We start from the raw sequence: 23,232 nt of genomic DNA on the forward strand, positions 1-23,232 counted from the left end.
GCGTTTTCCCCGCCCATTCCCGGCTATTCCCGCCTAATACGCGCCAGTGCCGCGAATCACCACGAAAAATGTCTTGAACAAGATCCCGAAGTCTTTGCTGAAGGTCCAGTTCTCCACGTAAGAAACATCTAGTGACACGCGCGTCGCGTAGTCGGTATCGTTGCGCCCGCTGACCTGCCAAAGGCCCGTAATGCCCGGGGTCGCCATCAGGTAATACTTGCTGTCCTCGCCGTAGCGCTCCAGTTCCTGGTCGATGATCGGGCGAGGCCCGACAAAGCTCATCTCGCCGCGCAGGACGTTCCAGAGTTGCGGCAATTCATCGAGACTGGTGCGCCGCAGAAAGTGGCCGATTCGCGTCACGCGCACGTCGTTTTTGAGCTTGAATTCGCGCTCCCAGTCGGCACGCGCCTCCGGATCGTGCGCGAGAAGATCTTTGAGCACTTGTTCAGAATTCACCACCATCGATCGAAATTTCAGACAACGGAATTTATTTCCGTGGCGACCTACGCGCGTATGACCGTAAAACGCTGGCCCGCCATCACGCCTGACCAACATCGCGAGGACAACCAGCAGCGGTGAGAGCACGACAATCGCGCTCGCTGCCGCCAGGATATCGAAGACACGTTTCAAGGCATGCCCCACGACAGCACTGCGCACCGCGCTGCGCGATCCGGCTTCGATGGACTCCCGGCGCCACCACGCATGCACGTGACGCAATATGCTGAATTTCGAAAAGATCAGCGTGTGCGTCGCGAGCAGCGAAATACCCGTCGTCAGTGTCCAGTAAATGAACCATGGCAACGACAGCAGATGATCACGATGAATCGCGTAAAGCAACACGAGGCCGCATAGCTGAACCGCGAGCCAGGCGAAAGCGGTCCGGCCCGCGATACTGGAGAGCTTGCGGCCGCCACGCGTGTCGTAGGCCCCACAAGCGGGAAACACCGACAACGCGAGTGCCGCACAAAACGCCACCAGCGTGGGATCGGGATGATGCGCCGCGCCGATTTGCGCGATATTCAGGTTGAGGTGTACGGCGCATATCGCGCCCAGCACGATCAGCACAATATCGATCGTCCGTTGTGTTAGATCTGACATGTCCTTGCCCCAGCGCGTGTCGTATTCGTCAGACGTCCGTGATCTGGCGCGGTCGCCTGTCGAGAGCGAACACGCGAATCCCCTTGCCTTCGGCGATCCATGCGTTTGCACTGTCCGCCCCGATATGCCACAGCAGCACATTACGGCGTGAACCACGGGGAAACCGTGCGCAACCCCACTAACACTGGTTGATCGCTGCTGACTCGCCTTCGTGTCACGTGCTAGCCATACTGGAGGCCACTTGCGGGCTTTGCGTTATGTACGCTCGCGCACATAACCGAATCGCTCGAATCCGTGGATATGCGCGGCGTCACGACTTCTTGCCTTATCATCGCGGTCGCGTGTTCATCGCACCCGCTCACGGCGCGGCGGACTCACTGGCGTATCCGAAGCAATGGCAGAACGCGCCCGGCAGCCCTTCTCCTGAGTCTGCTTACACTGATAACCGGGTTTGACGAGCACTCGATCATGCGATCGAAAGCCGCGGCGAACCCACGTTTAAAAGCGGCGCTGTAAATTAATTGACTAATTCGTTAGGACTACAGTGCATGGTGTTGACGTCCAGCTTCGTGGAGTGGCGCGGACGTTCAACCATGAGATTCGCGCCCGCCGAATCGAGTAACAGTACGCGTCGCGCGGACACCCGCGTGCCCCATGCGCGACAGGCGTGGTAAGTGAAGTTTTATCGTCGGGGGAATCCCTGTCCGTTCGCCGTCGCACAGACGAAGGATGCACGAACACACCAGAGTGATCCGCGAATGTCCCTCGAACTGAGGTACGCCCATCGGGATGCCGGCATCGCGCAACGCGCATGGAGTCGGCAACCGTGCGATGCAAGGAATACGCCGTGACGCATCCCGTAGCAACCACAGATACCCTGCTCGCGAATACAGCCATCTCTCGCGATTCACGACACGCGAACTGGGCGAACCCTTTCCATGGGGTTGGAACGCGCGCCGCTAAAAGCCTCGCTACAGGGATCTGCGCGCTCGTGTTTGCGTCGACGGTGCAAGCCAGCGATGCTGTGCGTGCGATGCCTGCAGACACCTTTATCGACACACTCGCTGTCAACACCCACGTCAACTATACGGATGGCGCCTATGCCAATGTGCGCAACGTAGCCGACGATCTGGCATGGCTCGGCATCCACCAGGTTCGCGATGCGACACCCGGTGCCTCCGCGCCGTTCTCGAGTTATGTCTATCTCGCGCAACACGGCGTCAAATTCGATTTTCTGATGGGCGGGAACATTACCGCGTCTATTGAGCAGGCTACCAAGTTGAACACCGCTGTTCGCGGCAGCGTGACGGCCATTGAAGGATTCAACGAGATTGACAACTTTCCTGTCGTCTACGACGGACTCAAGGGTGCCGCTGCCGGACTCGCCGCGCAGCGCGAGATTTACGCTCGCGTACACGCCACGCCGGAACTCGCGGGCGTAGTCGTCTACGACGTAACCGGCTACGACTCCAGGTTAGTCGAGACGCGTGCGGATTCCGCCGATTACGTGAATCAGCACACCTATCCGCAAAACGGCGAGCAACCGTTCTGGAACGCGAACGGCGACAGATGGATGGCGTCGTCCATCCATCTCGGCGAGCGGTTTCAGCTACCGCTCGTCATTACCGAATTCGGCTACTTCTCGATACCCCAGGCGGGCTGGTACATGCTCGGCGTCGACGAGCCGACACAGGCCAAAGCCGTTCTCAACGGCTACATGGACGCGGCTACGGCGGGGGTGAAGCGGCTCTATGTTTACGAACTGCTCGACGAAAAACCCGATCCGCAGCACAAGAGCGACGAAATGCACTACGGGTTCTTTCGCAACGACAACAGCCCCAAGCCGGTGGCCCAGGCAATTCGCAATCTCACGTCGATCCTGAACGCTGGCGCGATGCATCGGGCGAGCAGCGCGGCGCGCGGCGCGCTCGCCTACACGCTCGCGGGAATGCCGGTGTCGGCAAACAGTCTGCTGCTGCAAAAGAAGGATGGCCGCTTTGTGCTCGCACTGTGGAACGAAACGCCGATCTGGAACCGTGCGACGGGCACTCCGCTCGCCAGCCCGCCCGCCCGCGTCGAACTCGATTTAGGCGAGAAAGCAAGCCATGTCGACGTGTACGATCCGCTCGCCTCAGCGGAGCCGCTCGCAAGCCATCGCGACTTGCGCCAACTCACCGTGAACATACCCGACCACGTCATTCTGCTCGAAGTCACGCGCGGACACGCCATGTAGTGAAACACGCGGAACCTGAATCCGGTTTTGACGCGCAAGACGTGCGCAGCAGCGTGAGCCTGGGCTGCACGCGTCCTCGGATGCTCGCCGTGCCCACACACGATCTCGCTATCCCAGAACTGCGCACTCTACCGCGCAGTCACGCGAGGCCCGAGCCTCAGTTGCGCACAAGCGCACGCAGTGCGAAGAACGGCCGATAGACGATGGGACAGGCAGCATAGAGAAACATCCGTACGCGGTAGCCGCGCTTGACGCCCTTCGTCTGAACGAGAAGTCCGAATTTCGCGCCAACGCCGCGTGCTGCGAAAACATCGCGCGTATACCGCTCACGCGCGAGCTTCGGCACGAGCAACGCACGCATGCCCTCGCCGACACCTGCAATTTCCGCATCGCGCTGAAACTGTTCCGATTCGACGAGCCCGAAACGCGTGGTTTGCTGGACGCGCGCGATGAACTGCTCGACAGTGCGCCAGCGGCGCTTGCCCGAAAGGCCACCGCGCCGGTAGCGCACCAGCGGCTCGCGCAGGCTGTACGCGCCGCCCGTCATCACCGCGCAAAACGTCATGATCTGGTCTTCGGCCATGGCGCCCGGCAACATGTCGCCGAAGCGCTCGAAGAGCCGCCGCGACCATGCATGCGCCGCGCCCACGAGCCACGGCCGCCCGCGCGCCCAGTCGTCGAAGCCCGCATAGCCGCCGAGATCGGTCGGCGCGATCCGGCCGGCCTGCGGATCGGCGTTATCGAACTCGACGAGATCCGAGGCGATCAGATCGATGCGTCGACCCCGCGCGTTCCAGCAGGCGACGAGACGCTCGCAGCGCTCGGGCACCGAAACATCGTCGCCCGCGGCGACCACCAGGAGTTCGCCGCGGCTCATGCGCGCGAGATGCGAGAGGTGTCCGGAAATGCCGAGGTTGCGCTCGTTGCGGTTGAGCACGATGCGATGCGGGCCGCGGTAGTCGCGCACGGCCGCTTCGATCACGGAGAAGGTGCCGTCTTGCGAGCAGTCGTCGGAGATCAGGATTTCCAGCGGCGAATACGTCTGTGCCAAAACGCCGGCCACGGCGTCGGCGACCACGCTGGCCTGGTTATAAGCGATCAGCAGAATCGAAACGAGTGGGCGCTCCACGTTGCTCGCGGCAGCGGGTACGCGTTCTTCTTCCAGATTCATCGGTCTTGGCTGCCCGGACATGCGGGCACTCAGGTTTTGCCGCCCGACACCAGCCGGGGCAGACCGCGCAACCCGCCTTTCGGCCTCTCCGGGGCGGCGTGGTGGGCCATACTATCATGCGAAATCACGCGATATCACGCGAACGCGGCGCAACCAACGCCCAAACTGAACGCCGCCCTCACCTGCCCGCCGGCGTCATTCCCACGCGTTCGCGCCGGGCATCGCCTCGCCGGCTTTGTATAATCGCGCATCCCTTCCTCGCGTCCCGATTTCATGCTCAGTTTTGCGCTCGGCTTTATCGTTTCTTTGCTGGTCACGCTGCTAATCGTGCGGTATGCGCATCTGCATGAAAAGTTTTCCGTCGATTCGGATCTCGCGGGCGTCCAGAAATTCCACGCGCGGCCGGTGCCGCGTATCGGCGGAACCGGCATCCTCGCCGGACTCATCGTCTCCGCCGTGCAACTGCACCATGCGTACCCGGCGGTCTCGGGCGGCATCCTCGGCATCGCCGCGTGCGGCTTACCCGCTTTCGCGTCGGGACTCGCGGAAGACCTCACCAAACGGGTCTCGCCGCTCGCGCGCCTCATCTGCACCATGGCCGCCGCAGCGCTCGCGTTTTTCCTGCTCGACATTGCGGTCACGCGCATCAGCGTGCCGCCGCTCGACTTTCTGCTCTCTTACACCGCGATTTCGTTCGTAATCACGGTGCTCGCGGTCGCCGCGCTCGCCAACGCGATCAACATCATCGACGGCTTCAACGGCCTCGCCTCGATGGTCGCGTTCATGATGTTCGCGTCGCTCGGCTACGTCGCATTTCAGGTGCACGACGCGGTCGTGCTCTCCGCATCGCTCATCATGATGGGCGCGGTGATGGGCTTCTTCATCTGGAACTTCCCGGCGGGGCTGATCTTCCTCGGCGACGGCGGCGCGTACTTCATCGGCTTCATGCTCGCCGAACTGTCGATCCTGCTCGTCATGCGCAACCGCGACGTCTCGGCGTGGTATCCGGTGCTGCTCTTCATGTACCCGATCTTCGAGACGTGTTTCTCGATCTACCGGAAGAAGTTCGTGCGCGGCATGTCGCCTGGCATCCCCGACGGCGTGCACCTGCACATGCTCGTCTACAAGCGGCTGATGCGCTGGGCCGTGGGCGCACGCACGGCGCGCGAACTCACGCGACGCAACTCGCTCACGTCGCCTTACCTGTGGCTGCTGTGCCTGATCGCGGTGATCCCGGCAACGCTTTTCTGGCGCCACACTGTCCATCTCTTCTGCTTCGTGGTGGTGTTCGCGCTGACCTACGTCTGGCTCTACGTGAGCATCGTGCGCTTTCGCTCGCCGAAGTGGCTGGTGGTGCGCAAGTCGGTTCACAAGTCGCATCGGCGCACCTGAGGCACGCCCGGCGCCCGCCTTCCGGTCCGCGCGTACAATTCCCGGCATGGGTCTGCGCCCCCGCGGTCCCGGTTAGCACGCCCCGGTTGGGGCCGGGAGCCGCTTCGCGGCACCGCTCGCGATTACGCGCAAAAGGAGAGCCGACATGTACCGTTATATGGCGTTCGTGCTTGCACTCTTCACTGTCACGCTTGCGGCATGCAACACCGTCGCCGGCGCGGGCCAGGATCTCTCGAAGGGTGGTCAGGCCATCACGAACGAGGCAGACAAGATGAAATAAGGCGGCATTTCTGCCGCCCTGGTTTCTTCGATCGCTCTGGCCTCGTCAACTGCGTTACCCGCGTTTGCGATATACAACGCGGGCGACCACACCCGGCGGCCTGCCACACGGCGGCCGCCAGCAACACCGTGCTACGCCGCGTTCCGCTCACGCAGCCGCGCGACTTCTTCCTCCAGCTTGCGCACGTGGGCCTCACGCTGCACCGCTTCCGCCTCAAGTGCCTCGATGCGCGTATCGCGCGCCGACAGCGCCGCTTCCACGTCCGCCGCATCGAAACGCTGCGGGATATGCTGCGGGCAGTTGCGATCCCACGCCTCGACGGTGAACACGATCGCGCGCTCCGGCACCGCCTCGTAGCCTTCGGGCATCAGCTTCGCGATCAGTTCCCGATCCTCGACGGCACGGGCCGTGCCCCAGATCTTCAGGCGGCGAGTGCGCGCGTAGTCGATCAGAAACAAATGCGCACGCGGGTTGTCCGCGAGGTTACCGAGCGTGATGTACTGGCGATTGCCCCTGAAATCAGCGAATGCGATGGTGCGCTCGTCGAGCACGCGCAAAAAGCCCGCGGGGCCGCCGCGATGCTGGATATACGGTTGGCCCTCGGCGCTTGCAGTGGCGAGGAACACGCTCGTCTGCGCTTCGATGAAGTTTTTCATGCTGGGCGGAATCGCGGCCGGCCAACCATGCTCCGACTCGACGCGCTCATACATCCCACGTGAGCCCAGACGCTGCTGCATCGCCTTCACGGTGGGCGTGAAAGCGACATCGCTCGGATAGCGACGGTCGGCGGAAGTCATGTCGGGCTCCTTCTGATCGGGTTGACCGAAGCCTGCAGACTAACCCCTTCCACCGTAAAAGATAATCACCTGAAATCGCGAATCATTCTCCCGAGCGACGGGAGGATGCCACCAGGGGCTTGCGACGCGCCGCCCGCCCCGTCGCACGTGCGGTCCGATCGCGCTACCCTTGGAATTCGCGCTCTGCCGCGCATCCACTCATCGCTCCGGCAAGACGCATGCCGCTCGCCGCGACGGGTCACCGGAGCCCAGGCCGGGAGGAAAACATGTCGAAAACGATCTGGATCGTTGTCGCCAACCGCGTGACGGCGCGCATTTTCGCCACGGACAACCCACTCGGCGCAATAGACGAAGTCGAAACACTCCTGCACCCTGAGAGCCGCGTGCTCAAGCAGAGCCTCGTCAGCGACAGGCCGGGCCGCACCTACGACAGCGCAGGGCCTGGCCGCCAGGCCTCCGATCCCGACACCACGCAACAAGAACGCGAAGCCACGGTGTTCGCCGCCCAGATCGCGACGACGCTCGCGAAAGCGCGCACCGAAGCGCGCTATGGAACCCTGGTGATCGCTGCGGCGCCTGCCTTCCTCGGCGTGCTGCGCAAGGCGCTCGATACGCAGACGCAAAACGTCGTGACGCTCGAACTCGACAAGGATCTCGCGCACCTCGATGCGCGCGCACTGCGCGCGCATCTGCCCGAGCGTCTCGTGCGCAGCGCTGCCTGAATGGTTTGAACTTCAGGCCATCTCGATCACGACGCGCCCAGGCGTACCGCCCGCCACCGCTTCGTAAGCCTCGCGCGCGCGTTCGAGCGGAAACTGCATGGCGATGACCGGTGCTTCGAAGTGGCCGGCGTCAAACGCTTCGGCAATCGCCGTCATCATCGGCGCCGATTCCGCGACGCCGAGCTTCGCGCTGTCCGCGCCGAAGAGCTGCGTCTCGTTGTGATAGAAGTCGATCAGATCGAACTCCACGCGGCGCTTGCCCGTAGCGCTGATCTCGACGACGCGTCCGCGTCGCTTCGCGAGCGAAAGCGCGAGTTCGAACGCGACGCCGCCCACCGTGTCGTAGACCACTTCCGCGCCCGCACCGGCCGTCAGCTCGCGCACGCGCTGCGCAGTGTGGTCGTCGATCGGAACGAACGCGTCGATCATGCGCGCCGCGGGCGAATCGGCGCGTGGCGCTTCGCGCGCGACACCGATCACGCGCGCGCCGCGTGCCTTCGCGATTTGCGTGACGGCGCCGCCCACGCCGCCGGAAACGCCGATCACAGCGATCGTCTCCCCCTCGGCGACGCGTGCGTAATCGACCGTGCCGAGCCACGCCACGACGAAATTCACGCCGATCGACGCGGCTTGCGCGTGACTCAGCGACGCGGGCTTACGCGCGAGCGCGGCCACGGGAATCTCGATGAACCCGGCGTGGGTGCCGTCGCGCGTGAAGCCGATGTCGCCACCGGTGCCCCAGACTTCCGCGCCGATCCATGCGTCGGGGCCCGTCACGACGACGCCGCTGAAATCGCGGCCCGGCACGCGCGGCAAGACGGTGTGCTCGAAGTGGCCGGAGACGTTCTTCACGTCGCTCGGGTTCACCGACGCCGCGAACACCTGCACAAGCGCGTTGCCCGGCGCGGGAACGGGCGTCGGCAGATCGACGTATTCGAGCACGTCGGGCTTGCCGAACGATTTGAACTGGATGGCTTTCATGACACGACTCCTCGTCGGCCTGCTCGTGTTAATAAAAGGTCCGGGATCGGGTTACACGCGACGTCGAACTGAATCGAAGTCTAGATGGCCCCCAGCCAGTTGGGTGGACAAACACTTTCGTGTTTCGGACGAGCGACGTAAGAAGTGGTGCACGCGATAGCGCAAGAGGCGACCTGAGAGGCCTTGCAGGAAGCAGCCTGCGAAACGATGCGAGAGGCGATGCTGGAACGAACGCGAAATGCAGCGCGAAAACCCGGCCGCCCGACCTGCGCCGATTCGCGCCGCAGGCAGACGGAACTGGACGCCGGGGCGTGGCGTCCAGCCAAAAGGTGTCAGAGGGCGTCAGAGGGCGTTGAGCGGAATCTTCAGATAGCGCGTGCCATTGTCCTCCGGCTCGGGCATACGGCCCGCGCGGATATTCACCTGAATGGACGGCAGGATCAGATTGGGCATGGCCAGCGTGCGGTCGCGCGCGGTACGCATGGCGACGAAGGATTCCTCGCTCACGCTGTCGTTCAGATGGATGTTGCCGCGCCGCTCTTCTTCCACCGTGGTCTCGAAGCGCGGTTCGCGTGACTCGGGCGGATAGTCGTGACACATGAAAAGACGTGTCTCGCCGGGCAGCGACAGCAACCTGCGCGCCGAACGATAGAGCGTGTGTGCGTCGCCACCGGGAAAGTCGCAACGCGCGGAACCGACGTCGGGCATGAACATCGTGTCGCCGACGAACACCGCGTCGCCGATCTGGTAGGCGAGATCGGCGGGCGTGTGGCCGGGCACGTGCATCGCGTGGGCGCCGATCGCGCCGACTTCGAATGACTCGTTGTCCTTGAACAGATGGTCGAATTCGCTGCCATCGGCGGCGAGCGTGTCACCGAGGTTGAAAACCTTGCGGAACACGCCCTGCACCGTGCGAATATGCTCGCCGATGGCGATCTTCCCGCCCAGTTGCGACTTCAGATACGGCGCCGACGACATATGGTCCGCGTGCGCGTGCGTTTCGAGCAGCCACTGCACGGTGAGACTGTTTTCGCGCACGTAGGCGATCACGCGGTCGGCCGATTCGGTGGAGGTGCGGCCCGACTTCGGGTCGTAGTCGAGCACCGGATCGACGATCGCGCATGCCGAGCCCGGTCCCGCGTGCACGACGTAGGTAATCGTAGCCGTGACTGGATCAAAGAACGGAATGACTATCGGGGACTGAGCGAGATCAAACATTAGGGGCTCCGCTAAACTCTGGTTGCACGCTGATCAATATATTGAAAGATATATTATTAATCTATATAATACTTGTCAACAAAGTGACAGGTAAAAGTCTTTCGACTCCTTGCGACAAATGAACTCACCCCTCACTCCCGACGCCCTCGCCGCCCTGCGCGCGTCCGCGGAGAAATGCTGCGCACTCCTGAAGGCCCTCGCGCACGAGGACCGTCTGCTCCTGCTCTGCCAGCTCACCGAAGGCGAGCGCAATGTCGGTGAACTGGAAGCGCTCGTCGGCGTCCATCAGCCGAGTCTCTCGCAGCACCTCGGCGTGCTACGGGAGGAAGGCCTCGTGGCGACGCGCCGCGAAGGCAAGTACGTCTACTACAGTCTCGCCAGCCCCGAAGTCATCCAGGTCATGCAAACGCTCTCGAGCCTCTATTGCGGTCGTTTAAAGGTGCAACCATGAATCTCGATCTCGCCCACTTCACCCCGCTCGCCTCGCTCGCAGGCGGCCTGCTGATCGGCGTCGCCGCCGCCATGCTGGTGCTCGGCAACGGACGCATCGCGGGCATCAGCGGCATCGTCGGCGGCCTCATCAACGCCGTGCGTGGCGAGCGCGCGTGGCGCATAGCCTTCATCGCCGGCATCGTTGCGGCGCCCTGGCTCTGGCAACTCGCCGCGCCCCTGCCCACGCCTGTCATCGAGGCAACGCCCGCCACGCTCATCGTCGCCGGTCTGCTCGTGGGCCTCGGCACGCGCTACGCGTCGGGCTGCACGAGCGGTCACGGCGTGTGCGGTCTCTCGCGCGGCTCGCTGCGCTCCCTCGTCGCGACCGGCACCTTCATGGCAGCCGGCTTCGTCACGGTCTTCGTGGTGCGCCACCTCATCGGAGGCTAAATTGCGTATCTTCAATGCATTCCTCTGCGGTCTCGTATTCGGGCTCGGCCTGATCCTCTCCGGTATGGCGAATCCGGCCAAAGTGCTGGGTTTTCTCGATCTGGCCGGTCATTGGGACCCGTCGCTCGGCTTCGTGATGGCCGGCGCGATCGCGGTGGGTACCATCGGCTTTCGTCTTGCGCGCGCGCGCCGCGTCAGCGTACTCGGCGCGCCGATGCAACTGCCCACGGCCACGCGCATCGATTTCCGCCTCGTCGGCGGCAGCCTGCTCTTCGGAGCGGGCTGGGGACTCGCCGGCTTCTGCCCCGGTCCTGCGATCGTCAACGCCGGCAGCGGCGAACCCCGCGCGTGGATCTTCGTCGCCGCCATGCTTGCCGGAATGGCGCTTTACACCGCCATAGAACATCGCCGTCACCGACCCTCGCCGTCCTCTGCAATGCCCTGACCAGGAGACTTTCCACCCATGCATATCGTCCCGCAAGACGACCGCTTCGCGAGCGCCGATCAGATCACCGTTGACGACCTCATCGCCATCGCCGGCGCCGGCTACCGCTCGATCGTCTGCAACCGCCCGGACGGCGAAGGCGGCGCAGATCAGCCGACGTCGCAAGACATACGCGCCGCTGCACAGAAGCTCGGCCTGCAGTTCGCCTATCTGCCGGTCAAGCCCGGCCAGATCACGGCCGACGCCGCCGCGCGCTTCGCACAACTGCTCGAAGATCTTCCGGGCCCCGTCCTCGCGTACTGCCGCAGCGGCAACCGCGCGACGAGCCTCTACCAGCTCGCCAGCTCGCCGGCCATCGCGCAGGCCGCAAGCGCCACGACCGTCGTGCCCGCCTGCGACTGGGAAGGCGCACCGTACGACATCGTCGTGATTGGCGGCGGTCTTGCGGGCATCACCGTCGTGTCGAGCCTGCTGCGCCGCCAGTCGAACCTGAACATCGCGATCGTCGAGCCGAACGACCACCACGACTATCAACCCGCGTGGACGCTCGTCGGCGGCGGCGCCTTTGACGTGAAGAAGACACGCCGGCCGATGGCGAGCGTGATCCCGCAAGGCGCCAGGTGGATTCGCGCGTCGGTGACGCGTGTCGAGCCGCACAACAACCTCGTGCGTCTCGACAACGGCGAGACCGTCGCGTACCGCGACCTGATCGTCACGCCGGGGCTGCGGCTCGCGTGGGAGCGCGTCAAGGGCCTCACGGACACGCTCGGCATGAACGGCGTCACGTCGAACTACCGTTACGAACTCGCGCCCTATACGTGGCAGCTCGTGCAGCAGATGAAGGGCGGCACCGCGCTCTTCACGCAGCCCCCCATGCCGATCAAGTGCGCAGGCGCGCCGCAAAAGGCCATGTACCTCGCGTGCGACCACTGGCGACGCAGCGGCGTGCTCTCGAAGATCAAGGTCGAATTCGATCTCGCGGGTCCGGTGCTGTTCGGCGTCGCGACGTTCGTGCCGCCGCTCATGGAGTACGTGAAGCGCTACAACGCGAACCTCGTGTTCACGTCGAATCTGGTCGCGATCGACGGCCCGGCGCATATCGCCACGTTCGAGACGAAGAGCGCGGACGGCACCGTCACGCGCGTCGAGAAGCACTTCGACATGATCCACGTCGTGCCGCCGCAGTTGCCGCCCGACTTCATCCGCGACAGCCAGCTCGCCGACGAAGCCGGATGGTGCGAAGTCGATCACGCGACGCTCCAGCACCCGCGCTATCCGAACGTGTTCTCGCTCGGCGACGTATGCTCCGCGCCGAACGCGAAGACCGGCGCGGCGGCCCGCAAGCAGGCTGTGATCGTCGCCGAAAACCTGCTCGCCGCGCGCGCGGGCCAGCCGCTCGCCTACCGTTACGACGGCTACGGATCGTGCCCGCTCACCGTCGAGCGCGGCAAGGTCGTGCTCGCCGAGTTCGGCTACGGCGGAAAGTTGTTGCCCACGTTCCCGCTCGATCCGACGCGTCCGCGCCGGCTCATGTGGTTCCTCAAAGCCACCTTGCTGCCGCGCTTCTACTGGTGGGGCATGCTCAAGGGCCGCGAGTGGCTCGCGGGCCCCTCACGTCATTAAAGTCACTAAAGCACGCGAAGTACCATGGACGTCACCTTGCTCATCAGCGCCGCGCTCGGCTCACTCGTCGGCTTGATCCTCGCTCTGACCGGCGCGGGCGGCGCGATCATCGCGGTGCCGCTGCTCGTGTTTGGTCTGGGGCTTGGCGTTGCCCAGGCCGCGCCGATCGGGCTGCTCGCAGTGGGGCTGTCGGCGGGGCTGGGTGCGCTGCTCGCGCTGCGCGAAGGCAAGGTGCGCTACAAGGCGGCCGCGCTGATGGCCACGGCCGGCGCGCTCATCTCGCCGATCGGGCTGTGGGTCGCGCATCGCGTGCCCGATGCGCCGCTCACGCTCGTGTTCGCCTGCGTGCTCGGCATGGTGGCCGTGCGGATGTTCCGCCAGAAGAGCGGTGCGATGCACGGCGGGCCTGAATATGCGCCGTCTGATCTGCCGTGCCGTCTCAACGCCGATCGCGGCAAGCTCGACTGGACTGCGCCCTGCGCGCGGGCGCTCGCGCTCTCGGGTGTGCTGTCGGGCTTTCTCTCGGGATTGCTCGGCGTGGGCGGCGGCTTCGTCATCGTGCCCGCGCTCCGGCGCGCGTCCGATATTCCGATGCAGGGCATCGTCGCTACGTCGCTCGCGGTGATCGCGCTCGTCTCTGCGGCGGGTGTCGTAGCGTCGGCGGCGTCCGGACACATGCTCTGGCTAGAGGCGCTGCCGTTCGCGGCTGGCGCGCTCGCCGGCATGCTTGGCGGCCGCCGCGCCGCCCGGCACGTGAGCGGCAAGCGCCTCCAGCAGTCGTTCGCCGCGTTCGCGGGCTGCGTCGCCGTCGGGATGGCCGTCAAGGCCGTACTCGGGATGCATACGTCCGGCTGGTTCTGAACCGGCGCGCTCTTAGCCACACTCAGCCTTCGAAATCGAGCCCGCCGAGCAGCACGTCGGGTTCGCCCTGAGTGCGCGTGGTGAAGTCGATGGGGCGTGCCGTCTCCCACGACGCCATCTTGCGCGCCATCGCCTCCAGATAGTGCTCGAAACGCTTCTCGCCGCCGGGTTCGAAGAGGCTGTCGATTTCATCGACATCCCAGGTCAGCGAGACGTTGAGCGCAAACTGGTACGGATGCCGGTACGCGCTCGCCTCGCCGGCGATGTGAACTCGCGTGGGATGCCCAGGCCCTTCGCGCGGCACGACTTCCACGCGCACCGCCGGGCCGAACTGGCTCGCGAGCTTCGCCGCGATGCGCGGAGCAAACTCCTCCTCGAATCGATGGACGGCCTCGATGCTCATGCGTCTCTCACTCCACGAATCGTTTTGTACGGGCCAGGTGCGGCCAGCTCACTGGCATTGTGGTGAAGCAACAAGCGTCGTCAGCCGGAACCGCAGACGAGCGCCGCGCGTAAGCCATGACACGATACCCGGCGCGGGTTGCCCAGACATGCTACCGCGCGATGGGCGGGTCAGCCAGCATTGCGCAGGACTCCGGAATCAATCGCCCCCGCGCGTCCCCCGCGTCTCGCACTCCCTGCGCGCCTCACGCGCCAGCATCGTCGAGCGCAGTCCTTCTGCCGAATAGAGCGCAAGCGCGACCCAGATCGCACCGTAGCCGACCGCGCGTACCGCACCGAACGGCTCCTGATAGACGAGCACGCCGGTGAGCAACTGCAACGTGGGCGTGACGTACTGGATGAGTCCGAGCGTCGAGAGCGGGATTCGCCGGGCGGCCGCGCCGAACAGCAGCAGCGGAACGGCGGTCACCGGACCGGCGGCGGCCAGCAGCAGCTGGAGGGACGGCGAGGCGTGTCCGAAGTGACTCGCGCCGCTCACCCCGAGAATCGACAGATAGATCAGCGCGACGGGAAAGAGCAGCAGCGTCTCGAGCGCAAGACCTTCGAGCGTGCCCAGTTGTGCGGTCTTGCGCAGCAGCCCATAGCCGCCGAAGGTGACGGCGAGCGCGAGGCTGATCCAGGGCAGCGAGCCGCTCTGCCAGGTGAGCCACGCCACGCCGGCCGTGGCGACGCCCACGGCGGTCCACTGCACCGGACGCAACCGTTCGTGGAGGAACGCATAGCCGAACAGCACGTTGATGAGCGGATTGATGAAGTAGCCAAGGCTCGCTTCGACGATATGTCCAGCGTTGACGGCCCAGATATAGGTGCCCCAGTTCGCCGACAGCAGCACGGCGCTCGCCGCGAAACGGCCGACGAGGCGCCTGTCCCGCATCACGGGCCCGAGCCAGCGCCAGTGACGGCGCACGAGCAGCACGACGAACACGAAGACCAGTGACCACGCCATGCGATGCGCGAGCATTTCGAGGGCGGGAATCTGGTGCAGCGTCTTGAAGTAGACCGGAAAGAGGCCCCAGATGACGAAGGCGAGAAAGGCGTAGAGGATGCCGGAATTCATGGTTTTCATTGGGCGGCGCGCCCGGTCGTTCGCGCATCGTACCGTCACCGCGGGATGCACCCGGGCTGCACCGGCTCGCGCAAGCGTGCGGCGCAGGTCAACGAGTTGCAACGTGGCCCGGACATGACGTCGACCGTGCCCGGATTCGATACGCTCTGCGCCGATTCACTGGTTTTGAGACAATAGCGGATTTTCGCCGCCCGGCTTTGCCGCCGTCCAGTCCGACGTGTCGCTCGCGACGCACACTGGAAACGTCAGGCATCCGCCGTGGCGCACTGCAACCCTGACCCGGTCCTGCCCGAGCGCGATGGTACTTCCGCATATCGATCCGCTGTACTCGCTGTCCGGCCTGTTCGTCGGCTTCCTTGTCGGACTGACGGGCGTGGGCGGCGGCTCGCTGATGACGCCGATCCTCGTGCTGCTGTTCCATGTCCATCCCGCGACGGCGGTCGGCACCGACCTGCTTTACGCGGCCGCGACCAAATCGGCAGGCACGTTCGTGCACGGGCTCAAGGGATCGGTGGACTGGCGCGTCACGCTGCGCCTCGCGGCCGGCAGCGTGCCCGCCGCCACGGTTACGCTGATCCTGCTGCACCGCTACGGCATGAACACACCGCGCGCCGCTCACCTGATTCAGGCGGTATTGGGCGTCGCGCTGCTGATCACCGCCGTCGCGCTGATCTTCCGGCCGCAGCTCGCGGCCTTCGCGACGCGTCACCGCCATGCGCCCAGCGAGGCGCGCACGCTGTTTTTCACCGTGCTGACGGGCGCCGTGCTGGGCGCGCTGGTGTCGCTCACTTCGGTGGGGGCGGGTGCTATCGGCGTGACGGTGCTGCTGCTGCTCTATCCGACGCTGCCGACCGTGCGTATCGTCGGCTCCGACGTTGCGCATGCCGTGCCGCTCACGCTGCTCGCGGGAGCCGGCCACTGGCTGCTCGGCTCGATCGACTGGCCCATGCTGCTCTCGCTTTTATGCGGCTCGCTGCCGGGCATCGTTATGGGCAGCCTGCTTTCCTCACGCGCACCCGAGCGGCTCTTGCGCGTGCTGCTCGCGGCGACGCTGTCGCTCGTCGGCGTGCGGCTCATGCTGGCCTGAACGTCCGCACCAGCGCAGCCTACGTGTGCGGCGCAAAACGGAAAAAGCGGCTGTTCAGATCGATCTCGAACTGGCGCAGCCATTGTCCGCGTGAATCGATGCGGTATGCCTGGGCCCAGGCGCCGCGTCGCACGACGAGGAGTTCGCCGTGCGCGGGATCGTCGGGATCGATCTGTCCACTGATGTCGAAGTGGATGGGCGCGAAGCCGTGCCGGGCACATGCAAGCTCGAAGGCGGCGCGATCGCCCAGCGGCAAGTCGGTGTAGGTATGGATGACCATGGCAGTTGTTCTGAAGTGAGATCCACGCGGCCTAGGATTCTTGCGCGTCACTCTTCAAGATATACGCCGTTTACCGGGAAACCTGCGTGTCAATCCGCACCCACGACACACGACAGACGTAAAAAACGGGCTGCGGCCGTACGCCGGAGCCCGTTAGTCCTGCTGCTGCACCCCACGAAACGGGGTGCCACGCCTATTGCTGCGCCACAGTGAGGTGGTTCGTCACAGACGTCACGCCCGCCACGCCTTTCGCCACCTGGCCCGCCTGATCAATCTGACCGGCATTCGGCACCGTACCGGTCAGCAAGACGGCACCGCCACGCGCACGCACCGAGATGTTCGATACGTTGAGCCCCTGCGTTCTTGAGAGTGCCCGTCGCACCTGGTAGCCGAGCCTGCGATCCACCTTCCTCGCCGACTGGGCCGGTGCCTGCGCCGGCGCCGCCGCGGCGGGCGCGGCATTCTGCGCCGAGTTGTCCTGCGCATACGCGCTCAATGCCACCGTGACGCAGACCGCTGCACCGAGCGTCTTCACAAAATCGACCGATTTCATGCTTTCTCCTTGTTGCTCTGGACAGGACCGCCTCCATGCGCCGCCGGACGACTCGAAGGTCACCGGTCAGCCACGGTGTGACGGCTTCGTTACGACAATGGCCAGCACGTCCGGCGCGCACGTAACGCTGACGGACCGCCCTGGTACGGGCACGATGTGCGAGAGGCAAGGATGGAAAGACGCATGGAACGTCGCGCCCACTGAAGACGCCACGATCGGCCCACTGTCACGCGGCCGCTCCAGAATTGGTCTGAGCGACTCCCTGAAGCCTGGCTCCGCGCCAGGTCAGAGGAGCAACGCGTAAGGATACGGCGCGTTTATCACAGCGGCGACGCTCAATTTAGCCTGGTCGGGCGCCAAGCGCAAAGGCTTTAACGCAGGGTTTAACCGGAGTGGCGCACGGAGTGGCGCACCGGGTGGCGCAATTTGCACGCAGCGATCCGCAGTAAGGCTGGCGACAGCGAATCTCATGTACTATCGGCGGGCAGCCCCGGCGCGCCCGCCGCACACCAACGGAACCACCGAGCCCCGCACGCCCCCGATGAAGTCACCCAAAGGGAACCCACCCGAAGGCCGCATACCTCCTCGCCATCTCGTCGCGCGTTTCGTGGCGATTTCGTGGCGCGACCTGGCGGTGTCCTTCGGTCCGATCCTGCTCATCAGCATTGCGGCCATCTGGCTCGCCGTGCGGCTCATTCAGCCCGCGCCGCCCAGCACGCTCACGATGAGCGCGGGTCCGAAGGGCAGCACCTTCTGGAACGCGGCGCAGCAGTACAAGGCGATCCTCGCGCGCAACAGAATCACACTGAACGTGCTCGAATCGGAGGGATCGGTGGAGAACCTTCACCGTCTCGCCGATCCGAAATCGAACGTCGATGTCGCGTTCGTGCAGGACGGACTGGCGAGCAAGGCGCCTGGCGATCTCGTGTCGCTCGGCAGCGTGGCTTACGTGCCGCTCGCCATCTTCTATCAAGGGCCGTTGCTCACGCGGCTCTCGCAGTTCGAGGGGAAACGCCTCGCGATCGGCGTGGAAGGCAGCGGCGCCCGCGAACTCGCGCTCACGCTCCTGAAGGCCAACGGCATCGAGCCGGGCGGCACGACCGCGCTCCTGCCGCTCTCCGGCGAAGACGCGGCGCAAGCCCTCACCGATGGCAAGATCGACGCGGCGTTTCTCGCGGGCGACTCCGCACAGCCACCCGTGATGGCGCGCCTCTTGCATGTGCGCGGCGTGCGCTTTTTCGACTTCAAGCAGGCCGACGCCTTTGCGCGGCGCTACCCCTTCCTCACCGCGATCACGATCCCGATGGGCGCATTCGACCTGCGCCACAACCTGCCCCCCGAGCCGATGCACATGATCGCGCCCACCGTCGAACTGGTCGCGCGCGATTCGCTGCATCCGGCGCTCTCCGACCTGCTGATCGAGGCGGCGAAAGAGGTGCACGGTCACTCGACGCTTCTGCAGCGCGCAGGCGAATTCCCTGCGCCGCGCACGCAGGATTTCCCGATCAGCGACGACGCCGCACGCTATTACAAGTCCGGCAAGGGCTTCCTCTATCGCGTGCTGCCGTTCTGGGTCGCGAGTCTCGCCGACCGGCTCATCGTGTTGCTCGTGCCGATCATCGTCGTGCTGATTCCCGGCATGCGGCTCGTTCCTTCGCTGTACGCGTGGCGGGTAAAATCGCGGATCTATCGCTGGTACGGTTCGTTGATCGCGCTGGAGCGGGCTGCGATGGCCGACCCGTCGCCCGCCGAACGTCACAAGCTCCTGCGTCAGCTCGACGCCATCGAAGACTCGGTGAACGGCATGAAGATGCCGCTCGCCTACGCTGACCAGTTCTACGTGCTGCGTGAGCACATCGGCTTCGTGCGCAGGCGGTTCGCGCACGAAGCCGATGATGCCAATGACGACGACGATGCGTCTGGCGAAGCGAACGAGCGCGATGACGAAGCGGCGCGCGGCAAGCCGGAAGATGCAACGCACGACGAAGGCGGCGGCGCGGCGGCGAAACCGGCCGGCGGGAGCCGCGACGCGGATCGCCCGGAATGACACCGATGGCACGCGCCGCAGCAGGCGCGCAAGATTGTGTGTCGGCACGCGCGACCGCAGGCGGGATTGCAGGACACAACCAGATCAAAACGCCAGATCGAAACACCAGATCAAAACAACGGGCCGCTCAGCGGGCGACCGGCATGAACCGCATAGCGGGAGGAACAGCATGATCAGCGGTATCGACGCCAACGAGGCAACGTGGTTCTACGACTTCGTGTCGCCCTTTTCGTACCTGCTGCTGGAGCAGCACGGCAAATGGCCGGACATCGACTTCGTGCCACGGCCCGTGCTGCTGACCGAGTTGCACCGCCACTGGGGCCAGGCGCCTTCCTATTCGGTTTCCGGCAAGCGCATCTTCACGTACCGTCACGCGCTCTTTCGCGCGGAACAACTCGGCATTCCGTTCAAGATGCCGCCGGCGCATCCGTTCGATTCGCTCAAGCCGATGCTGCTCGCCATCGCAGCGGGCGGCGACTTCGCGTGCGTGCGCGAGATCTTCCGCTTCATCTGGCGGGACGGCCACGACCCGTCGACCGACGAAGGGTTCGACCAGTTGTGCCAGCGTGTGGGCGTCGCGCATGGCGAAGCGCTGATCGAACAGGAGCAGGTGCGCGCCCAGTTGCGCCGCAATACCAACGACGCGATCTCACTCGGTGTGTTCGGCGTGCCGAGCTTCTGGATGAACAAGCAACTGTTCTGGGGCGAGGACGCACTGCCGATGGTGCTCTACTGCGCCCGTTCGCCGAACTGGCTCGACTCGCGCGAAGTGAAGCGCATCAGTTCACTGCCTTCGGGGCTCGCGAAGGCTGACGCGTCGTAATGCCTTGATTTCCCGGTCCGGCTCCGGCAAACGGGGCCACCGTCCGGCTATCACCGGCCGGAGCGCGGACATCCGGGGGCGCCGCGCCGCTCGTTCCGTACACAGCACGACACCGTTATTCTGCGTCTGCATAAAAACCGGTTCCGTGGGAAAATCGCCGGTCCTTTGCCGTGTTCTATCCGTATTTTCCCCATGTCCGCTGATTCGGCGCCGGCGCGCAGCGCGTTCGCCACGACCCTGCAGATCGTTTCGGTCGTTTTTTTCACGTTCCTCTGCTACCTCGCCATCGGCATTCCGCTCGCGGTCCTGCCAGGTTACGTCCACAACGATCTCGGTTTCAGCACCGTCGTCGCGGGCGCCGCAATCAGCGTGCAGTACCTCGCCACGCTCGCCACTCGCGCGCTCGCGGGCCGCTGTGCCGATACGCTCGGCCCCAAGCGCACCGTTAGCCTCGGACTGATTGGCTGCGGCGCGAGCGGCGTGCTGCTCGCGCTCGCGACGCTCGTCGGCCACTGGCCTGCGCTGTCGCTCACACTGCTCATCACGAGCCGCCTTGTGCTCGGTTGTGGTGAGAGCCTCTGCGGCACGGGTGCGATCCTGTGGGGGATCGGACGCGTCGGCGCGGCGAACAACGCGCGCGTGATTTCATGGAACGGCGTGGCCAGCTATGGCGGGCTCGCCATCGGCGCGCCGCTCGGCGTGGAGTTCGCGCATTACATTGGCTTCTGGACGCTCGGCGTCGCCGTCATCGCACTCGCCGCGCTCGGATACTGGCTCGCCCGGCCCATTGCGGCCGTCCCCGTCGTCCATGGCGAGCGCATGTCGTACCGCAGCGTGTTCACACGCGTGCTGCCGTACGGCCTCGGCCTCGCGCTCGGTTCGGCGGGCTTCGGCTCGATCGCCACGTTCATCACGCTCTTCTACGCCGCGCACCAGTGGTCCAACGCGGCGTTCACGCTAACCGTATTCGGTGCCGTGTTCATCGGCACGCGCTTCGTGTTCTCCAACGCGATCAAACGCTTCGGCGGTTTTCGCGTCGCGATCGTTTCGTTTTCTTTCGAGTGCGCCGGACTGCTGCTGTTGTGGCTCGCAACCGCGCCGCAGATCGCGCTCGCGGGCGCGGCGCTCACGGGCTTCGGCTTCGCGCTCGTGTTCCCGGCGCTCGGCGTCGAAGCCGTGGGGCTCGTCCCCGCCGCGAGCCGCGGCGCCGCGCTCTCGGCGTATTCGGTGTTCCTCGATCTCTCGCTCGGCATCACCGGCCCGCTCGCGGGCTATGTCGCCCATCTCTTCGGCTTCGGTTCGGTGTTCCTTTTCGCGGCTATTGCTGCCGCAGCCGCTGCTGTCCTTTCGGTGTCGCTGCACCGGCGCAGCATGCGGGCGGCGGCGCCTGCTGCAGCGAAAGGCTCCGGCTCGTCAACGGCTGGATAAGTACGACGCCGCACGAAAACGCACACGCGATTTCGTGCAGTGAAGGCACTCATCGCGCCTCAACCCGGCTTGCCTACTTTTTCACCATGCCTGGATCGAGCTTGTTGCCGGTCGCGTCGTTGTACCGCTCTACCCACTCTTCCACGAGCTTGCGAACCGCGCGGCCAATCTTGCGATAGTCCGACTCGTTGAGATTCGCAAGTGATACACGGCCCGACGGATGCCGTGTGCCAAAGCCCCTGCCTGGCAGCAGCACGACACGCGCCTCGCTCGCGAGCCGGAACAGCAGTTCGTTGGGCTTGACCTGCTTGAGCAGCCAGTCGACGAAATCACGGCCATACAGCTTCTCGCCCAGGTACTCCATGTCAAGGATCGTGTAGTAATCGACCTGGTTGGGATCGCCCTCAGCGCAGGCGATGCCCATCTCCTCGAAGAGCGCACGCTTGCGGCTGCGGATCAGGCGCTTCAGTGCATTCTTGTAGGCATCGGGTGTATCCATCAGCGAGAACAGCGAGAACAACACCATCTGCACCTGCTGCGGCGTCGACAGACCTGCCGTGTGGTTCAGCGCCACCGTTCGGCTGTCGGCGACGAGACGGTCAATGAACTTGAGGCGGTCCGGGTCGGTTGTGATCGACTTGTAGCGCTTGCGCAGTATCTTTTTCTGCTCCTTCGTCAGCTGTGCGAGCGCGCGGTCGAGCACGTTGTCGCGGTGCGTCGCGATCGTGCCGAGACGCCAACCCGTCGCACCGAAGTACTTTGAGTAGGAGTACACGAGAATCGTGTTTTTCGGCGCAAGCGCGAAGAGCGACACGAAGTTGTCGGCAAACGTGCCGTACACATCATCGGTCAGGATGATAAGGTCCGGGCGCTCCTTGACGATCTCGGCCATGTAATCGAGGCTCGCCTCGTCGATCTTCACCGAAGGCGGATTGCTCGGATTTACGAGGAAAAACGCCTTGACTCTGGGGTCGCGCAGTTTGTCGAGATCATGCTTCGAGTACTGCCAGACATTTTCCACCGTGGCGTCGACGTTCACGACGTTGAGATCATAATCGTTGAGTTCTGGAATCTCGATATACGGCGTGAAGATCGGCATGCCAAGTGCGATGGTATCGCCCGCCTTGATGAGGAAATTCTCGCGCATCGTGTTGAAGATGTACGTCATCGCGGCAGTGCCGCCTTCCACCGCGAAAATATCGAACTCACCGACAAACGGATGCTTGCCGATCATCTCGCGGCGCAGGTACTGGCCGATGATGAGTTCCGAAATCCTGAGAATGCGGTCCGGCACCGGGTAGTTACAGGCCAGGATGCCTTCGGTCATTTCGTAGAGAAAGTCGCCCGCCGAAAGGCCGAGCTGGTCACGCACATACGAGACGGCGCCCGCGAGAAATTCGATACCGGACTGACCTTTGTTCTCGCGCACGAACAGGTCGAAGCGTTCGACAATGCCGGTACGCTGCGGAAAGCCGCCCACGCCCTCGGGCATATAGGTGAACGAGCGCTCCGATTCGCGCATCGCGAAGAGCCCGAGTTGCCAGAAGCCGTGGCGCGGAATCGTGGCGAGAAAGTTCGGGTTGCCGCGGCCGGCGTTCAGCATCGAGAGGTTCGCCGGGCGCCCGGTCACACCGCCGCCCGCTGCCTTGATCAGTTCGTCCTTCAGTTCGAAGGGGCTCAGTGCCTCGAGACCGGACTTTTCAATCGATCCTTCACCTTTCGCCATGGTCCTCTCTCCGGTTGAAGACAGCGCGGCCCGCGTCCGGCACGAAAGTGTTCACAG

The 23,232-nt window shown here is 64.5% G+C and carries 23 protein-coding genes; 13 read left to right on the plus strand and 10 right to left on the minus strand.

The features are described from left to right. Window positions 1-33: 33 nt before the first annotated feature. The gene (locus D1Y85_RS18810) at window positions 34-1,098 is read right to left on the minus strand and encodes a sugar transferase (protein ID WP_124152590.1); all 1,065 of its coding nucleotides are present in this window, start codon (window positions 1,096-1,098) and stop codon (window positions 34-36) included. A gap of 1,033 nt (window positions 1,099-2,131) precedes the next feature. Here D1Y85_RS18810 and D1Y85_RS18815 point away from each other — a divergent pair. Beyond that, a complete protein-coding gene (locus D1Y85_RS18815) occupies window positions 2,132-3,331 on the plus strand; it encodes a calcium-binding protein (protein ID WP_246024975.1) in 1,200 nt (399 codons plus the stop codon). Window positions 3,332-3,488: 157 nt separating this feature from the next. Here D1Y85_RS18815 and D1Y85_RS18820 read toward each other — a convergent pair whose 3' ends face one another. Further along, window positions 3,489-4,523 carry a glycosyltransferase family 2 protein gene (locus D1Y85_RS18820; RefSeq protein ID WP_246024976.1) on the minus strand — a complete coding sequence of 345 codons (1,035 nt, stop codon included), beginning with the start codon at window positions 4,521-4,523 and terminating at the stop codon, window positions 3,489-3,491. 252 nt (window positions 4,524-4,775) lie between these two features. Between D1Y85_RS18820 and D1Y85_RS18825 the strand changes: the two genes are divergently transcribed. Together D1Y85_RS18825 and D1Y85_RS18830 are read left to right on the plus strand one after the other, a co-directional pair. Further along, window positions 4,776-5,894 carry an MraY family glycosyltransferase gene (locus tag D1Y85_RS18825; RefSeq protein ID WP_124152592.1) on the plus strand — a complete coding sequence of 373 codons (1,119 nt, stop codon included), beginning with the start codon at window positions 4,776-4,778 and terminating at the stop codon, window positions 5,892-5,894. Window positions 5,895-6,039: 145 nt separating this feature from the next. Then, window positions 6,040-6,174, plus strand: a complete 135-nt coding sequence (locus D1Y85_RS18830) for an entericidin A/B family lipoprotein (protein WP_124152593.1) — start codon at window positions 6,040-6,042, stop codon at window positions 6,172-6,174. A 131-nt stretch (window positions 6,175-6,305) separates the two neighbouring features. Here D1Y85_RS18830 and D1Y85_RS18835 read toward each other — a convergent pair whose 3' ends face one another. Beyond that, window positions 6,306-6,971, minus strand: coding sequence for a pyridoxamine 5'-phosphate oxidase family protein (locus D1Y85_RS18835; protein WP_124152594.1), 666 nt, complete (start codon window positions 6,969-6,971; stop codon window positions 6,306-6,308). A gap of 266 nt (window positions 6,972-7,237) precedes the next feature. Between D1Y85_RS18835 and D1Y85_RS18840 the strand changes: the two genes are divergently transcribed. Continuing rightward, window positions 7,238-7,693 carry a host attachment protein gene (locus tag D1Y85_RS18840; RefSeq protein WP_185219043.1) on the plus strand — a complete coding sequence of 152 codons (456 nt, stop codon included), beginning with the start codon at window positions 7,238-7,240 and terminating at the stop codon, window positions 7,691-7,693. Between the two features lie 12 nt (window positions 7,694-7,705). On the opposite strand, the gene D1Y85_RS18845 is transcribed toward D1Y85_RS18840, so the two are convergent. Beyond that, window positions 7,706-8,674 carry a quinone oxidoreductase family protein gene (locus D1Y85_RS18845; RefSeq protein WP_124152596.1) on the minus strand — a complete coding sequence of 323 codons (969 nt, stop codon included), beginning with the start codon at window positions 8,672-8,674 and terminating at the stop codon, window positions 7,706-7,708. Between the two features lie 342 nt (window positions 8,675-9,016). Beyond that, window positions 9,017-9,892, minus strand: a complete 876-nt coding sequence (locus tag D1Y85_RS18850; RefSeq protein ID WP_124152597.1) for an MBL fold metallo-hydrolase — start codon at window positions 9,890-9,892, stop codon at window positions 9,017-9,019. A 118-nt stretch (window positions 9,893-10,010) separates the two neighbouring features. Here D1Y85_RS18850 and D1Y85_RS18855 point away from each other — a divergent pair, with 118 nt between their 5' ends. The 5 genes from D1Y85_RS18855 to D1Y85_RS18875 are packed head-to-tail and all read left to right on the plus strand — an operon-like array spanning window position 10,011 to window position 13,703. Beyond that, window positions 10,011-10,343, plus strand: coding sequence for an ArsR/SmtB family transcription factor (locus tag D1Y85_RS18855; RefSeq protein ID WP_124152598.1), 333 nt, complete (start codon window positions 10,011-10,013; stop codon window positions 10,341-10,343). Next, a complete protein-coding gene (locus D1Y85_RS18860; protein WP_124152599.1) occupies window positions 10,340-10,774 on the plus strand; it encodes a YeeE/YedE family protein in 435 nt (144 codons plus the stop codon). The genes D1Y85_RS18855 and D1Y85_RS18860 overlap by 4 nt, the downstream gene beginning before the upstream one ends. Window position 10,775: 1 nt before the next feature. Next, complete coding sequence (locus D1Y85_RS18865) at window positions 10,776-11,219, plus strand: YeeE/YedE family protein (RefSeq protein ID WP_124152600.1); 444 nt, start codon at window positions 10,776-10,778, stop codon at window positions 11,217-11,219. 18 nt (window positions 11,220-11,237) lie between these two features. Next, window positions 11,238-12,842 carry a bifunctional protein tyrosine phosphatase family protein/NAD(P)/FAD-dependent oxidoreductase gene (locus D1Y85_RS18870; protein WP_124152601.1) on the plus strand — a complete coding sequence of 535 codons (1,605 nt, stop codon included), beginning with the start codon at window positions 11,238-11,240 and terminating at the stop codon, window positions 12,840-12,842. Between the two features lie 24 nt (window positions 12,843-12,866). Continuing rightward, window positions 12,867-13,703: a sulfite exporter TauE/SafE family protein gene (locus D1Y85_RS18875; RefSeq protein ID WP_124152602.1), complete on the plus strand. Its 837-nt coding sequence runs from the start codon at window positions 12,867-12,869 to the stop codon at window positions 13,701-13,703. A gap of 22 nt (window positions 13,704-13,725) precedes the next feature. Here D1Y85_RS18875 and D1Y85_RS18880 read toward each other — a convergent pair whose 3' ends face one another. Both D1Y85_RS18880 and rarD read right to left on the minus strand, forming a co-directional pair. Then, on the minus strand, window positions 13,726-14,106 hold the full coding sequence (locus tag D1Y85_RS18880; protein WP_124152603.1) for a DUF5594 family protein: 381 nt from the start codon (window positions 14,104-14,106) through the stop codon (window positions 13,726-13,728). Between the two features lie 198 nt (window positions 14,107-14,304). Further along, entirely contained in the window at window positions 14,305-15,222 is a 918-nt protein-coding gene (rarD, locus tag D1Y85_RS18885) for an EamA family transporter RarD (protein ID WP_124152701.1), read from the minus strand. A gap of 307 nt (window positions 15,223-15,529) precedes the next feature. On the opposite strand from rarD, the gene D1Y85_RS18890 reads away from it, so the two are divergent. Then, entirely contained in the window at window positions 15,530-16,318 is a 789-nt protein-coding gene (locus D1Y85_RS18890; protein WP_124152604.1) for a sulfite exporter TauE/SafE family protein, read from the plus strand. Between the two features lie 19 nt (window positions 16,319-16,337). On the opposite strand, the gene D1Y85_RS18895 is transcribed toward D1Y85_RS18890, so the two are convergent. Continuing rightward, entirely contained in the window at window positions 16,338-16,598 is a 261-nt protein-coding gene (locus D1Y85_RS18895; RefSeq protein ID WP_124152605.1) for a hypothetical protein, read from the minus strand. 193 nt (window positions 16,599-16,791) lie between these two features. Beyond that, entirely contained in the window at window positions 16,792-17,151 is a 360-nt protein-coding gene (locus D1Y85_RS18900; protein ID WP_124152606.1) for a BON domain-containing protein, read from the minus strand. Window positions 17,152-17,692: 541 nt separating this feature from the next. Here D1Y85_RS18900 and D1Y85_RS18905 point away from each other — a divergent pair. From D1Y85_RS18905 to D1Y85_RS18915, 3 genes are all read left to right on the plus strand, one after another. Continuing rightward, complete coding sequence (locus D1Y85_RS18905) at window positions 17,693-19,198, plus strand: TAXI family TRAP transporter solute-binding subunit (RefSeq protein WP_124152607.1); 1,506 nt, start codon at window positions 17,693-17,695, stop codon at window positions 19,196-19,198. A 169-nt stretch (window positions 19,199-19,367) separates the two neighbouring features. Beyond that, window positions 19,368-20,021: a 2-hydroxychromene-2-carboxylate isomerase gene (locus D1Y85_RS18910; RefSeq protein WP_124152608.1), complete on the plus strand. Its 654-nt coding sequence runs from the start codon at window positions 19,368-19,370 to the stop codon at window positions 20,019-20,021. A gap of 192 nt (window positions 20,022-20,213) precedes the next feature. Further along, complete coding sequence (locus tag D1Y85_RS18915) at window positions 20,214-21,449, plus strand: MFS transporter (RefSeq protein WP_124152609.1); 1,236 nt, start codon at window positions 20,214-20,216, stop codon at window positions 21,447-21,449. Between the two features lie 73 nt (window positions 21,450-21,522). Here D1Y85_RS18915 and D1Y85_RS18920 read toward each other — a convergent pair whose 3' ends face one another. Continuing rightward, window positions 21,523-23,175, minus strand: coding sequence for a bifunctional aspartate transaminase/aspartate 4-decarboxylase (locus D1Y85_RS18920; protein WP_124152610.1), 1,653 nt, complete (start codon window positions 23,173-23,175; stop codon window positions 21,523-21,525). Window positions 23,176-23,232 lie beyond the last annotated feature (57 nt).

This window comes from Paraburkholderia dinghuensis, assembly GCF_003837865.1.
GTDB lineage: Bacteria > Pseudomonadota > Gammaproteobacteria > Burkholderiales > Burkholderiaceae > Paraburkholderia > Paraburkholderia dinghuensis.